Here is a 14,411-nt window from a genome sequence, read left to right as displayed (position 1 = left end):
CGTGCCGGGTGGGGCCGACACGAAGCAGAGTGAACATATCCCCACGTGTGATTTCCCCCTCCCCGGCCGCCGCGAAACAGCGGCGTGCGAGATGCTGGAGATAACGTTCGTTCACTCTCCGTCCCTCGCCGGTACGGGGACCCGTGCCAATGACGACGAAGTCGGTATGTGGAGGCAGTGATGGGTGTGACCGGTCCGATCCGTGTGGTGGTGGCGAAACCGGGTCTCGACGGCCACGATCGCGGGGCCAAGGTCATCGCGCGAGCGTTGCGGGATGCTGGTATGGAGGTCATCTACACCGGGCTGCACCAGACGCCCGAGCAGATCGTGGACACCGCGATCCAGGAGGACGCCGACGCGATCGGTCTCTCGATCCTCTCCGGCGCGCACAACACGCTCTTCGCGAAGGTCATCGATCTGCTGGCCCAGCACGACGCGCTCGACATCAAGGTCTTCGGCGGCGGCATCATCCCGGAGGCGGACATCGCGCCGCTGAAGGAGCTGGGCGTGGCGGAGATCTTCACGCCGGGGGCGACGACGACGTCGATCGTGGAATGGGTGAACGCGAACGTGTCCCAGCCGGCGGGCGCGTAGCCGCCCACCCGCGGGGCGGCAGGTGTCCTCAGTCCTCGGCCGGGGTGGTGTCCACGGGCGCGGGCGCCTGCGCGGGGCTCGACCGCTCGTCCGGCGCTTGAGGGCCCGGGGCACCCGCCAGCTCCGACATCATCGCGGCGCGCAGCCGCAGCGTGGAGACGAGCCGCTGGAACGCCTCCGACCAGTAGCCACCCGCTCCCGGTGACGCGCCCTCCGCTTCGTCCGGGGTGGCGGTGAGTATTTCCAGGTGGGGGGCTTCCGCCGGGTCCAGGCAGCGTTCGGCGAGGCCCATCACACCGCTGAAGCTCCACGGGTAACTCCCGCCGTCCCGCGCGATGTCGAGCGCGTCGACGACCGCCCGGCCCAGCGGCCCGGACCAGGGCACCGCGCAGACGCCGAGCAACTGGAACGCCTCCGAGAGACCGTGCGCGGCTATGAACTCGGCCACCCAGGAAGCCCGTTCCGCCACCGGCAGGGTGCCGAGCAGCTTCGCGCGCTCCGCGAGGGACGACGCTCCCGGCCCGGCGGCCGGGGACACGGCGGGCGGGCCGAGCAGGGCGCGGGCCCAGCGGGCGTCGCGCTGCCGGACGGCTGCCCGGCACCAGGCGGCGTGCAGTTCGTCCGTCCAGTCGTCCAGGACCGGCAGCGTCACGATCTCCTCGGGCGTATGCCCCCCGAGCCGCTCCGGCCAGATCGACAGCGGTGACGCCTCCACCAACTGCCCCAGCCACCAGGACCGTTCGCCCCGGCCGCTGGGCGGTGTCGGGCTCACCCCGTCCCGCTGCATGTCCGCGTCGCACTCGTGCGGCGCTTCGACGATGACTGTCGGACCCGTGGGGCCGCCCGCGCGGTCAAGGCTCACGCACGTCGCCGCGCGCGCCGCCATCCGTGCGGCCAGCGCGGAGTTCGGCAGCGCGGACAGCAACTCGGCCGCGGTCGCGCGGACATTGCGGCTGCGGTCGGAGAGCGCCTCCTCAAGGAAGGGCTCGTCGAGGTCGGACAGCCCGGCGCGCAGCGAGTCGAGGAACATCAGCCGGTCCTCGGCGCGCTCCGTCGGCCACGTCGTGCCCAGCAGCGCCCGCGCCGCGTTCGCGTCCCGCGCGCGTACGGCCGCGAGCAGCGCGACCCGCTCGGCGAACAGTCCCTGCTCCCACAACTGCCGTACCGCATCGGAGTCCTGGACGCCCGGCAGGACCGCGCCGCCGGACGCGCCGCGCAGGGCGAACTTCCAGTCCGGGTTGAAGCGTGCGAGCCAGAGCCCACGCGGCCCGGCGAACGCGAGAGCGTGCGGCCGCAGGTCGTTGCGCCCGCGCGCGGCGTCCAGCAGCGCGGGCAGGGAGGCGGCGGGGGCGCGGTAGCCGTGGTCGTTGGCGGCGGTGAGCCACTGGGGCAGCAGCTCGGTGAGGTCGGGGGTCGTACCGCGCCTGCCTCCCGTACCGGCCGGGGCCGAGCGGTCGGCCAGCAACTGCGACAGGCGCCGGCGCGCGGGCTCCGGCAGTTCGCGGCGGTGGTCCTCGGGCGCCGGCTCAGGCAGGGCGGCGGCGCGCGCCGGGAGCAGGCCCGCGCGGCGCCGGAGCGTGTGGAGCGCCGCGGCGTCCAGCAGCGCGACCGGCGCGTCCTGGCCGGAAGCCATGACATCCGCCGGCGGTGTGCGGCGGTCCGTGCCGAGCAGGGCCGATGTGACGAGCTCTTCCCAGGAGGTGGTCGCGGCGCTCGCGCCAACGGGGAGGGTGGTGCCGGTCATCGGATGCCTCCGTACGTATGGATAGAGACGTAGAGATAGAGGACGGGCTGGATGGGACGAGGGACGGTCGGACGGGCATCTCCGCCCGAGCAGGCCGGCCGGTCTCAGGTCCGGATTCGGGTCATGTCAGCTGGACCGTCTCCGAGGAGCCCGCCGACCAGACGGCGAGCGGGGTGAAGCCGCGGTGCCCGCACTCGCCGAAGACGGTGACCGGGCCGCCGCCGGACAGCGCCACGAGCTTCCACAGTCCCGGGCGCGAGAGCGCGGCCGGCGCGATCGGCAGGGCCGACTTCCCGTCGGCGTCGGCCAGTTGCCACCCGCCCCCGTCCCCTCCGTCGGGGACAGGTATGACGCCGGTCAGTGTCACGGGCCAGGAGTCCAGCCACGGATCCTCCCGCAGCGCCGAGCCGTACGCCTCCACCGCCGCCGTGGTCGTCCCGCCGGGCGGTGGCGTCCCGGTCGGCTCGGGAACGTCCACCTCCGCGCCGAGATCGGCACGCAGCTGACCCGCCCCCGCGTGCGGTGTCAGCTCCGCCTCGATCACCAGGCCCACCGGCAGCGCCGGCTGCGGCGAACGGCCCGCCGCGCCGAATCCCAGCACCAGAGCCGTACGCCCCGACTCCCGCCCGTACAGCCAGATCCGGCGCGTGGTGATCTTGCCGTCCGACGTGTCGTACTGCGCGAGGACCAGCCAGTGGTCCTTGACCGGCGGGCCGTCGGCGGGCGACGGCAGACCGACCCGCGTACGGACCGTCGTCGCGAGTGGCGCGGGCAGCCGGTCGATCCCCAGCCAGCCCTGATCCAGCAGATGCAGGAGAGCCGACTCTTCGAGCAGCCGCACCGGCCAGCCCGCCCCCGAGCCCGGGATCGCGCCCAACTCCCGCACACGCCCGGCCAGTCCCGGCGCCTGCGCGTCCACCATGCGCGCGGCCGTCTCCTCCCACAGCCCGTAACCGGACTGCTCGGCCGCCGCCAGCCCGCCGCGCAGCAGATCCGTCAGCCGCTGCTCAAGCTCCTGCGCCCCGCCGGTGATCCGCGCCGCCCGTCGCTCCGCCCGGCGCCTGGCCCCCTCCGGATCGGCCTGCCCGGCCGCCCCGCCGGCCTCGGCCTTCGCTCTCTCCTCCTGCTCCCCGCTCCGCTTCCTGCGGCCCCCCAGCCACTCCTCCGCCCAGTCGGGCGCGGGCCCGTCCCCCACGTCCACGACGGTCCTGACCGCGGACGTCCCCTCGCCCGCCCAGAGCAGCAGCAGCCCCAGCGCGTGCTTGCACGGGAACTTCCGGCTCGGGCAACTGCACCTGTACGCGGGGCCTTTCGTATCTATCACCGTCTGATACGGCTTCTTCCCGCTTCCCTTGCACAGCCCCCACACGGCCCCCTCGCCGCTGCTGCCCGCGTCCGACCAGGGCCCGGCCGCGCTCAGCCTGGCCCCGGCCTTGCGTGACGCATCGTCAGGTGCCAGGGCCAGCACCTGTTCCGTCGTCCAGCGCACCCCCGCGTTATCCATGTCCAAGACGTTAGGCGGCCCCACTGACAATCGGCTCCGACCTGCGGAAACGGTCGATTGTCAGTGGCATGGTGCACGGTGGTCCCCTACCCGGTCGAACGATCTGGAGGGGGAGCCATGACCATGTCCGAAACGAGTGCGACGACCGCGGGGACGGTCGGCGGGACCGTCGGCGGGACGGCCGGTGCCGAGGTCCTGCGACCGCATGCCGAGGACGCCTTCGCCGATGAACTGGCGGCGCTGGCCGGCGCCGACGACCGTCCCCGCCCGCCCAGGTGGCGGCTGTCGCCCTGGGCGGTCGCGACGTATCTGCTCGGCGGCACGCTCCCGGACGGCACGGTCATCACGCCGAAGTACGTGGGTCCGCGCAGGATCATCGAGGTCGCCGTCACCACCCTGGCCACCGACCGCGCGCTGCTGCTCCTCGGCGTTCCCGGCACCGCGAAGACCTGGGTCTCCGAGCATCTGGCCGCCGCCGTCAGCGGTGACTCGACGCTGCTGGTGCAGGGGACGGCGGGCACGCCCGAGGAGGCCATCCGGTACGGGTGGAACTACGCGCAGCTGCTCGCCCACGGCCCCAGCCGGGACGCGCTCGTGTCCAGCCCGGTCATGCGGGCCATGGCCGAGGGCATGACCGCCCGGGTCGAGGAGCTCACCCGTATCCCGGCCGACGTGCAGGACTCGCTCATCACGATCCTGTCCGAGAAGACCCTGCCGGTCCCGGAGTTGGGACAGGAGATCCAGGCCGTCCGCGGCTTCAACGTGATCGCCACCGCCAACGACCGCGACCGGGGGATCAACGACCTGTCGAGCGCCCTGCGCCGCCGGTTCAACACCGTTGTCCTGCCGTTGCCGGCCACGGCCGAGGCGGAGGTCGACATCGTCTCGCGGCGCGTCGACCAGATCGGACGCTCGCTCGATCTGCCCGGCGGTCTCGAAGGCATCGCCGAGATCCGGCGGGTCGTCACGGTCTTCCGCGAGTTGCGCGACGGCGTCACGGCCGACGGTCGTACGAAGATCAAGTCCCCGTCCGGGACGCTCTCCACGGCCGAGGCGATCTCCGTCGTCACCAACGGCCTGGCACTCGCGGCGCACTTCGGCGACGGTGTGCTGCGCCCCGGCGACGTCGCGTCCGGCATCCTCGGCGCCGTCGTCCGCGACCCGGCGGCCGACCGGGTGATCTGGCAGGAGTATGTGGAGACGGTCGTGCGGGAGCGGGACGGCTGGAAGGACTTCTACCGCGCGTGCCGAGAGGTCGGCGCATGACGAGCCCTGCCGAGGACGCCGCCCCGGCGTGGCCGGCGGGGAGCGGGCCGTTGTTTCTCGGCGTCCGGCACCACGGGCCCGGGTCCGCCCGCGCCGTGCGGGCCGCGCTCGACGCCGCGTCGCCGCTGGCCGTCCTGATCGAAGGTCCGCCCGAGGGCGACGCGTTGGTGTCCCTCGCGGGCGATCCCCAGATGCGCCCGCCCGTCGCGCTGCTCGCCCACGCCGTGGACGATCCGGGGCGCGCGGCGTTCTGGCCGCTGGCCGACTTCTCCCCGGAGTGGGTCGCGATCCGCTGGGCGCTCGCGCACGACGTCCCGGTCCGCTTCATCGACCTTCCCGCGACGCACTCCCTGGCCTTCACAGAAGGGGACGGGGAAGGGGACGGCAGGCCGGACGGTGAGACCGACCCGGACGACGGAGGCGCCGGCACGGATCTCGATCCCGAGGCCCGTGTCCAGGCCCTGCGGATCGACCCGCTCGCCGTTCTCGCCGAGGCCGCCGGCTACGACGACGCCGAGCGTTGGTGGGAAGACGTCGTGGAGCACCGCGCCGCCGCCGACGACCCGTTCGCGCCGTTCGCCGCCGTCGGCGAGGCGATGGGCGCCCTGCGCGAGGAGTACGGGGACGGCGGACACCGCCGCGACCTGGTCCGCGAGGCGTACATGCGGCTCCAACTCCGTTCCGCCCGCAAGGAGTTCGGTGACGACCGGGTCGCCGTCGTCTGCGGTGCCTGGCATGTGCCCGCGCTCGGGGCGCGGACCACGGCCACCGCCGACCGCGCGCTCCTCAAGGGACTGCCCAAGGTCAAGTCCGAGATGACCTGGGTGCCGTGGACGCACCACCGGCTGGCCAGACACAGCGGATACGGCGCGGGCATCGACTCTCCCGGTTGGTACGGACACCTCTTCGGCGCCCCCGACCGGCCCGTGGAGCGCTGGATGACCAAGGTCGCCGGTCTGCTCCGCGAGGAGGACCAGCCCATCTCCTCCGCCCATGTCATCGAAGCCGTCCGGCTCGCCGAGACCCTGGCCACCATGCGCGGCAGGCCGCTCGCCGGGCTGACGGAGACGACCGACGCGATCCGTGCCGTCATGTGCGACGGGTCGGATGTGCCGCTCGGGCTCATCAGGGACCGGCTCATCGTTGGGGACGTCCTGGGCGAGGTCCCGGACTCCGCGCCCGCCGTACCGCTCCAGCGCGACCTGACCCGGCTGCAGCGCTCGCTGCGGCTGAAGCCGGAAGCGCTGGAGCGCGAGCTGGAACTCGACCTCCGTAAGGAGACCGACGCGGGACGGGGCAGGATGCTGCACCGGCTGAGGCTGCTCGGCATCGGCTGGGGCGAGGCGTCGGCGGGCCGCGGCAGCACGGGCACGTTCCGCGAGACGTGGCGGCTGCGCTGGGAGCCCGAGCTGTACGTACGGGTCGCCGAGGCCGGGGTCTGGGGCACCACGGTCCACTCGGCGGCGACCGCCAAGGCCGAGTCCCGCGCGGTGTCGGCGACCGCGCTCTCCGACGTCACGGCCCTGGCCGAGCAGTGCCTCCTGGCCGAACTGACCGACGCGCTGCCCGTGGTGATGAGTGCCCTGGCGGACCGCGCCGCACTGGACGCGGACGTCGGCCATCTCGCCCAGGCCCTGCCCGCACTCGCGCGGTCGCTGCGCTACGGAGACGTACGGTCCACCGACACGGCGGCGCTCGGCGAGGTCGCCTCCGGGCTCGCCGAGCGGATCTGCGTCGGACTGCCGCCCGCCTGCGCCGCGCTGGACGCGGACGGCGCGGCCGAGATGAGGGGCCATCTCGACGGCGTCCACGCCGCGATCGGCCTCCTGCCCGACGCCCCCGACCGCCCCGCCGGGGATCTGGCCGGGCGCTGGGGCGCGGTGCTGCGCAAACTGGCCGCGCGGGACACGGTGCCCGGCGTCATCCGGGGCCGGTCCGCCCGGCTGCTCCTGGACGACGGGCGCCTCCCCGAGGACGAGGCCGCGCGCCTCATGGGCCTCGCCCTGTCGCCCGGCGCCCCGCCGGCCGACGCGGCCGCCTGGATCGAGGGGTTCGTCGGAGGAGCCTCCGGCGGCGGAATGCTCCTGGTCCACGACGAACGGCTGCTCGCCCTCGTGGACACCTGGCTGACCGGGGTGCCCGCCGGTTCGTTCACGGACGTGCTGCCCCTTCTGCGCCGTACGTTCTCCGCGTACGAGCCCGGAGTGCGCCGCACACTCGGCGAGTTGGTCCGGCGCGGACCGGCGGGTGGCGGGCCGCGGCCCGACCGTCCCGAGGCGGGGATCCCCGGCTTCGGAACCGGCATCGACGAGAGCCGCGCGGACGCCGTGCTCCCGGTGCTTCGGCTGCTTCTCGGCGGCCCGCCGCCGGTTGGGCACGACAACGACAACGACAACGACAACGACCACGCGGGGGTGGCCCGATGACCACGGCCGGGCAGAGCGACGACCTGACGGGCGACGCGGCCGACGAGCGTCTGCGGCGCTGGCGGCTGGTGCTCGGCGGCGACTCCGCCGACGGCACCGGCCGCACCCTCACCGGCCAGGACGCGGCGATGGACGGCGCGTTGACCGCTCTGTACGCAGGAGGCGGCGGCACGTCCAGAAGGAGCGGGGGCAACCGCTCCGCGGGGCTCGGCGCCTCCGCCCCCTCGGTCGCCCGCTGGCTCGGCGACATCCGGACGTACTTCCCCACCTCCGTCGTCCAGGTCATGCAGCGCGACGCGATCCAGCGGCTCGGACTCTCCGCGCTCCTGCTCGAACCGGAGATGCTGGAGGCCGTCGAGGCGGACGTCCATCTCGTGGGCACTCTCCTGTCGCTCAACAAGGCCATGCCCGAGACGACCAAGGAGACGGCGCGCGCCGTCGTGAGGAAGGTCGTCGCCGACATCGAGAAGCGGCTCGCCACCCGTACCAGAGCCACGCTCACCGGCGCACTCGACCGCTCCGCGCGCATCAGCAGGCCGCGCCACCGGGACATCGACTGGGACCGCACGATCCGCGCGAACCTCAAGAACTACCTGCCGGAGTACGGGACGGTCGTCCCCGAACGCCTCATCGGATACGGGCGCGCCTCGCAGTCCGTGAAGAAGGAGGTCGTCCTCTGCATCGACCAGTCCGGGTCGATGGCCGCGTCCGTCGTCTACGCCTCCGTCTTCGGCGCCGTTCTCGCCTCGATGCGTTCCCTCTCCACCAGGCTCGTCGTCTTCGACACCGCGGTCGTCGACCTCACCGACCAGTTGGACGACCCGGTCGACGTCCTGTTCGGTACACAGCTCGGCGGCGGCACGGACATCAACCGCGCCCTCGCCTATTGCCAGTCGCAGATCACCCGGCCCGCCGACACCGTCGTCGTCCTGATCAGTGATCTCTACGAGGGCGGGATCCGTGACGAGATGCTGAAGCGCGTCGCCGCGATGAAGGCGTCGGGCGTGCAGTTCGTGGCGCTCCTCGCGCTGTCCGACGAGGGCGCGCCCGCCTACGACCGCGACCACGCGGCGGCCCTCGCCGCCCTCGGCGCCCCGGCGTTCGCCTGCACCCCGGACCTCTTCCCGGAGGTGATGGCGGCGGCGATCGAGAAGCGCCCCCTGCCGATACCGGACCCCGCCTGATCGACAGGACACCCCCTAGAAGGGAGTCGGCGCCCCGTGGACTCGGTGTCTGTGACAGGTATCACCGCTCAGGGGTGATCCGTGATTTAGGGGTCCACGGCACTCGGGGATAACCTGCGAGACGGACATGCCGCGCTCCGGGACTCCGTCTGCGCCTTCCTTGTGACAAGTGCAGTCACGTTGCCCATCGCGGCACGCCCACGCAGATTACGAACCGCGATACTGCGAATTTTAGAAGACAGACAAGGGACGGACGCGCGTGGACCTGTTCGAGTACCAGGCGAGGGACCTCTTCGCCAAGCACGGTGTACCGGTGCTGGCCGGTGAAGTCATCGAAACGCCTGAGGCGGCGCGCGAGGTGACCGAGCGTCTCGGCGGCAAGGCTGTCGTCAAGGCGCAGGTCAAGGTCGGCGGCCGGGGCAAGGCCGGCGGCGTGAAGCTGGCCTCCGACCCGGCCGACGCGGTTGCCAAGGCCGACGCCATTCTGGGCATGGACATCAAGGGCCACACGGTCCACAAGGTGATGCTGGCGCAGACGGCCGACATCGCGGAGGAGTACTACGTCTCCTTCCTCCTCGACCGCACCAACCGCACCTTCCTGGCCATGGCTTCCGTCGAGGGCGGCGTGGAGATCGAGGTCGTCGCCGAGGAGAACCCCGACGCGCTCGCCAAGATCGCGGTCGACGCCAACGAGGGCTGCACCCCCGAGAAGGCCGCCGAGATCGTCGCCGCCGCCAAGTTCCCGGCCGACATCGCCGGTCAGGTCGCCGACGTCCTCCAGCAGCTGTGGACCGTCTTCATCAAGGAGGACGCCCTCCTCGTCGAGGTCAACCCGCTGATCAAGTCCGGTGACGGCAAGATCATCGCGCTGGACGGCAAGGTCTCGCTCGACGAGAACGCCGACTTCCGCCAGCCCGACCACGAGGCACTTGAGGACAAGGCCGCGGCCAACCCCCTCGAAGCCGCGGCCAAGGCCAAGAACCTCAACTACGTCAAGCTCGACGGCGAGGTCGGCATCATCGGCAACGGCGCCGGTCTCGTCATGAGCACCCTCGACGTCGTCGCGTACGCGGGCGAGGCCCACGGCGGCGTGAAGCCCGCCAACTTCCTCGACATCGGCGGCGGCGCGTCGGCCGAGGTCATGGCGAACGGCCTGGAGATCATCCTCGGCGACCCGGACGTCAAGTCTGTCTTCGTCAACGTCTTCGGCGGCATCACCGCGTGCGACGAGGTGGCCAACGGCATCGTGCAGGCCCTGGAGCTCCTCAAGTCCAAGGGCGAGACCGTCAGCAAGCCCCTGGTCGTTCGCCTCGACGGCAACAACGCGGAGCTGGGTCGCAAGATCCTGTCGGACGCCAACCACCCGCTCGTACAGCGCGTGGACACCATGGACGGCGCGGCCGACAAGGCCGCCGAGCTCGCGGCTGCGAAGTAAAGGTAAAGGTCACCAACACCATGGCTATTTTCCTGACCAAGGAAAGCAAGGTCATCGTCCAGGGGATGACCGGTGCCACCGGCATGAAGCACACCAAGCTCATGCTCGCTGACGGCACCAACATCGTCGGCGGAGTCAACCCGCGCAAGGCCGGTACGTCCGTCGACTTCGACGGCACCGACGTCCCGGTCTTCGGCTCCGTCAAGGAGGCGATCGAGAAGACCGGCGCCGACGTCTCCGTCCTCTTCGTGCCCCCGGCCCACGCCAAGGCCGCCGTCGTCGAGGCGATCGACGCCGAGATCGGTCTCGCCGTCGTCATCACCGAGGGCATCGCGGTGCACGACTCCGCCGCCTTCTGGGCGTACGCGTCGAGCAAGGGCAACAAGACCCGGATCATCGGCCCGAACTGCCCCGGTCTCATCACGCCCGGTCAGTCCAACGCCGGCATCATCCCGGGCGACATCACCAAGCCCGGCCGGATCGGTCTCGTGTCCAAGTCGGGCACGCTCACCTACCAGATGATGTACGAGCTGCGTGACATCGGCTTCTCGTCCGCCATCGGCATCGGCGGCGACCCGGTCATCGGTACGACGCACATCGACGCCCTCAAGGCGTTCGAGGCCGACCCCGACACCGACCTCATCGTGATGATCGGCGAGATCGGCGGCGACGCCGAGGAGCGCGCGGCCGACTTCATCTCCAAGCACGTGACCAAGCCGGTCGTCGGCTACGTCGCGGGCTTCACGGCGCCCGAGGGCAAGACGATGGGCCACGCCGGCGCCATCGTCTCCGGCTCGTCGGGCACCGCTGCCGCGAAGAAGGAAGCCCTTGAGGCCGCGGGCGTCAAGGTCGGCAAGACGCCGACCGAGACGGCCGGTCTCGCCCGGGCCATTCTCGCGGGCTGATTGTTGGCTGTACGGTCTTACGGAGTACAGCAGTTGTCCTGCTGAACAACGCGCGTGGGCCCGCACCTTTCAGGTGGTGCGGGCCCACGCGCGTTCTCGTGCGACGGCGGGGCGGTTCAGGGGATGCGGGGCACGAGCCGCCCCGGCCCGTTCAGAGGTTCGGCGCGCAGCTCGGCACGCAGCTTCAGGTCCTGCTCGCTGAGCTTCTGCGGCCCGTGCGGCGCGGGGACACCGCCGACCCGCCGGCCCGGCGCGGGCGTCGGTTCGTACCGCGTCGGCGCCGTGACGACCGTGAAGGCCGTCGCCCCGATGATCAGGACGGTGACGGCGATAACGGCCCGCGTCCAGAACTTGGCGCGGCGCTCGCTGCCGATCCGCACGGCGGACGCGGACGCGACGGCGGGAGCGGACACGGTCTCCGCCAGTTCGCTCAGCTGCTCGTGCAGGACCTCCGGGTCATCGAGGTCGGGCAGCCGCTCGGCGACCGCCTCGCGGGCGTGCAGCACCCGGTTCGCGGCGGCCCCGGTGGTCGCCTCGGTCTCGGCTGCCGTGTCGGGCAGGCCGAGGCCCAGACCGTCGTAGAGGAGCAGCGCGCGGCGGTACACCGGCGGCAGGTCGAGCAGCGCCCGGCGCAGCGGCCGGCCGTCGCGTTCGCCGTTGGCCGGGTCCGGGTGCCGGTGGGCGCGGCGGAACCGGTGCCAGGGCGAGGTCGCGTAGTCGTACGCCGCGGCCCGTACCCAGCCCGCGGGGTCGCGGTCGACGGCGACCTCGGGCCACCGGTGCCAGGCGAGCTGGAAGGCGCGCTCGACGGACTCCTGCGCGAGGGTGCGGCGCCCGGTGAGCAGATACGTCTGGCGTACGAGGGCGGGGGAGGAGTGCGCGTACAGCTCGTCGAACGCCTGGGCGGGCGTGAGTTTCGCGGCCTCGGCGGCCGCCGCTCCCGCCAGGGCCTCGGCCTTCTCCATACGCCGCTGGGCGTTCTGCCGGGCCCGGCTGTCGGCCTGGACCGTGCGGACCGGACGGCTGTTGAGCGGCTTCTTGAGGGACGGGGAGGGCTCCTCGGCGGGAGCCGCCGGGGGCGGGGCGCTGTCGGTAGCCGGGGTCTCCCGCGCCGGCTCCGCCGCGGTGAGCGGTGGCCGCGTCGCCGGCCGCCGCTCGTCCACGGCATCCCCCGCTTCCTTCGACCGCCGCCCCCGCCTCGCGGGCTTCTTCGCGTCGAGCTCCGCCGCGTACTGCGCGAGCAGCCGCGCGTACGCCTCGCGCTTACGCCCCTGCGGGGTCGTGCGCCCGGTCTCCCAGGATCTGAGAGTCGTCCTGGTGACTCCCAGCGCGGCCGCCATCTCCTTCTCGGTCATGGCCTTCGCCTCGCGCAGCCTGCGCCGTTCCCCGGGGGAGGGAAGCGGGGGCTCCGAGGAGGTACGAGTGGTGCTCTGGGTCATGAAGAACTCCCCCTGGCACTGTACCGGCCGAAAAAGTACATAAACGTATATTGAGCGACACAGCGGCTATCCGCCCGTTACGCGGTTTAAGCGCGTGTCGTTGGCAGCATGGCGGCGTGACTCAAGTGAGCGAGCGCAGCACCACGTTGTCCTCGGCCTCGGCCACCGAGCGAGGCCGGGCCGCGGCGCTGACCGCCGCGTTCCTCCGGGGAGGGCTCGCCGCGGGCCTCGGCCTCGGCGGCCTCGCGGTGCTGGTCATCGCGGCATGGATCAGCTCGCCGTACCCCGACAGCGGCGCCGGGGGAGCCCTGCACATCGCGGCGGCGCTCTGGCTCCTGGCCCATGGCGCCGAGCTCGTACGGCCCGACACGCTGTCAGGGGTGCCCGCCCCCATCGGACTCGTACCCCTGCTGGTCGTGGCGCTTCCGGTGTGGCTCGTCTACCGGTCCTCGCGCGACGCGCTGGAACCGGAAGAGGGCCGGCCGCAGCTCACGGCACTCGGCGCGCTGTGCACGGTCGCGGGCGGATACCTGCTGGTCGGCATCGCCGTCGTGATCTACGCGCGGGGCGGACCGCTCTCCACCGACTCGTTCGTCACGGCGCTCACGCTGCCCCTCGTGCCGGTGCTGTCGTCCGCCGCCGGAGTGTGGGTGGGGAGCGGCCGGCCGCTCACCAGGCTGCTCGACCGGCTGCCCGGCCTGAAAGGGGACGGCGCCGGAGGGGGCGCCTCGGACACGGACGCCACCGCGGCCGCCGCGGGGGCCGCCGGAAGGCGCCGCCGGGCCATCGTGGTGATGCGGTCGGCGACGGCCGGGGCGGCGGCCCTGCTGATCGGCGGGTTCTTCCTGGTCGCCTGCTCGCTGACATGGCACGCGGGCGCGGCACAGGAATCGCTCCTGCATCTGTCGGCGGGCTGGTCCGGGCGGATCGCCGTCCTGATGCTGTCGATCGCGCTGCTCCCCAACGCGGCGGTCTGGGGCGCGTCGTACGCCCTCGGCCCCGGCTTCGCGCTCGGTACGTCGGCGACGGTCGCCCCGCTCGCGGTCACAGGAAGCCCCGCGCTGCCGCCCTTCCCGCTGCTGGCCGCCGTCCCCGGCGAGGGGCCGGGAATGGTCGTGACCTGGGCGGCGGGCGTCGTGCCTGTGGCGGCCGGGCTGACGGTCGCCTGGTTCACGCTACGGGTCGCCGCCCCGCCCTACGCCGAGCGGGACGAGGCCTGGAGCGCTCGCGACACCGCACTCGCGACGGCGCTCGCCGGGGCCGGGTGCGCGGTGCTGATGGCGGCTCTGGCCGCCGTCGCGGGCGGGCCGATGGGGACCGGGCGGCTGGTGGAGTTCGGGCCGGTGTGGTGGCTGACCGGGGCGGCGGCGCTGGTCTGGACGGTGGGCATCGGCGTACCGGCGGCGCTGGTGGTACGGCTCTGGCGGCTGCGCGAGCGACGCGAGACCGACGAGGTCGACGAGTTGGACGAGGCGGACGACGAGGGAGAGACGGACGTGGTGAGCGAGACGGAGACGGTGGAGGAGGGGGCGGGGTCGGTGGCGGTCCCGCCGGACGCCCCGGACGCCCCGGACGACGCCTCCCCGTCGAAAGGCTCCTGGGCGCGACGGATGCCGTGGCGGCGCGGAGAGGCCACGCGGAAGGGCGCGGACGGAGGGCCGCGGGAGCCCGGCAACGGGAACGGCGATGGGGCGGCCGGGGGCGCGGAGGACCATTTGCCCACGCTGGACGGGGCCGAACAGGTGGACGACACGTACGACTTCCTGCCGATGGGCGCCTGGCACGACCCGGATACCCGGGACGCACGCGGGTCGGCGGTCAAGCAGGCGTCCGGCGACCTGACGACCGGGTCCCCGCCGACCGCGTCCGAGCCCGAAACCAAGACTGAGCCCGAAACCAAGACTGAGCCCGAAA

At 72.7% G+C, this 14,411-nt stretch carries 9 protein-coding genes and 1 pseudogene; 7 read left to right on the top strand and 3 right to left on the bottom strand.

Translation table 11 applies throughout. The features are described 5' to 3' along the window. The first annotated feature begins 180 nt into the window (after window positions 1–180). Window positions 181–594, top strand: a complete 414-nt coding sequence (gene icmB / locus IEY79_RS12865) for a coenzyme B12-dependent isobutyryl CoA mutase small subunit (protein WP_189107569.1) — start codon at window positions 181–183, stop codon at window positions 592–594. Between the two features lie 28 nt (window positions 595–622). On the opposite strand, the gene IEY79_RS12860 is transcribed toward icmB, so the two are convergent. Beyond that, the gene (locus IEY79_RS12860; RefSeq protein WP_229700839.1) at window positions 623–2,338 is read right to left on the bottom strand and encodes a DUF5691 domain-containing protein; all 1,716 of its coding nucleotides are present in this window, start codon (window positions 2,336–2,338) and stop codon (window positions 623–625) included. 121 nt (window positions 2,339–2,459) lie between these two features. Then, complete coding sequence (locus tag IEY79_RS12855) at window positions 2,460–3,842, bottom strand: SWIM zinc finger family protein (RefSeq protein WP_189107568.1); 1,383 nt, start codon at window positions 3,840–3,842, stop codon at window positions 2,460–2,462. Window positions 3,843–3,959: 117 nt separating this feature from the next. Between IEY79_RS12855 and IEY79_RS12850 the strand changes: the two genes are divergently transcribed. The 5 genes from IEY79_RS12850 (at window position 3,960) to sucD (ending at window position 11,058) form a co-directional block, all read left to right on the top strand. Beyond that, a complete protein-coding gene (locus IEY79_RS12850; RefSeq protein WP_373292531.1) occupies window positions 3,960–5,108 on the top strand; it encodes an ATP-binding protein in 1,149 nt (382 codons plus the stop codon). Beyond that, the gene (locus tag IEY79_RS12845) at window positions 5,105–7,534 is read left to right on the top strand and encodes a DUF5682 family protein (protein ID WP_189107566.1); all 2,430 of its coding nucleotides are present in this window, start codon (window positions 5,105–5,107) and stop codon (window positions 7,532–7,534) included. Before IEY79_RS12850 ends, IEY79_RS12845 begins: the two co-directional genes overlap by 4 nt. Further along, window positions 7,531–8,718 (top strand): VWA domain-containing protein, encoded by a 1,188-nt coding sequence (locus tag IEY79_RS12840; protein ID WP_189107565.1) that lies wholly within the window; start codon window positions 7,531–7,533, stop codon window positions 8,716–8,718. Before IEY79_RS12845 ends, IEY79_RS12840 begins: the two co-directional genes overlap by 4 nt. Before the next feature lie 259 nt (window positions 8,719–8,977). Further along, entirely contained in the window at window positions 8,978–10,153 is a 1,176-nt protein-coding gene (gene sucC, locus IEY79_RS12835; RefSeq protein ID WP_189107564.1) for an ADP-forming succinate--CoA ligase subunit beta, read from the top strand. A 20-nt stretch (window positions 10,154–10,173) separates the two neighbouring features. Then, the gene (gene sucD, locus IEY79_RS12830) at window positions 10,174–11,058 is read left to right on the top strand and encodes a succinate--CoA ligase subunit alpha (protein ID WP_189107563.1); all 885 of its coding nucleotides are present in this window, start codon (window positions 10,174–10,176) and stop codon (window positions 11,056–11,058) included. 116 nt (window positions 11,059–11,174) lie between these two features. Here the strand turns inward: sucD and IEY79_RS12825 are convergent, their stop codons facing one another. Next, window positions 11,175–12,497, bottom strand: a complete 1,323-nt coding sequence (locus tag IEY79_RS12825; RefSeq protein ID WP_189107562.1) for a helix-turn-helix domain-containing protein — start codon at window positions 12,495–12,497, stop codon at window positions 11,175–11,177. Window positions 12,498–12,613: 116 nt separating this feature from the next. Here IEY79_RS12825 and IEY79_RS37335 point away from each other — a divergent pair. Continuing rightward, a pseudogene (locus tag IEY79_RS37335) lies at window positions 12,614–13,900 on the top strand (cell division protein PerM); the annotation flags it as partial. Between the last annotated feature and the right edge of the window lie 511 nt (window positions 13,901–14,411).

Source organism: Streptomyces camponoticapitis (assembly GCF_014646115.1).
Lineage (GTDB): Bacteria > Actinomycetota > Actinomycetes > Streptomycetales > Streptomycetaceae > Streptomyces > Streptomyces camponoticapitis.
Note: the sequence above shows the minus strand (reverse complement) of the source record. Positions and strands in the feature narration are given on the sequence as shown.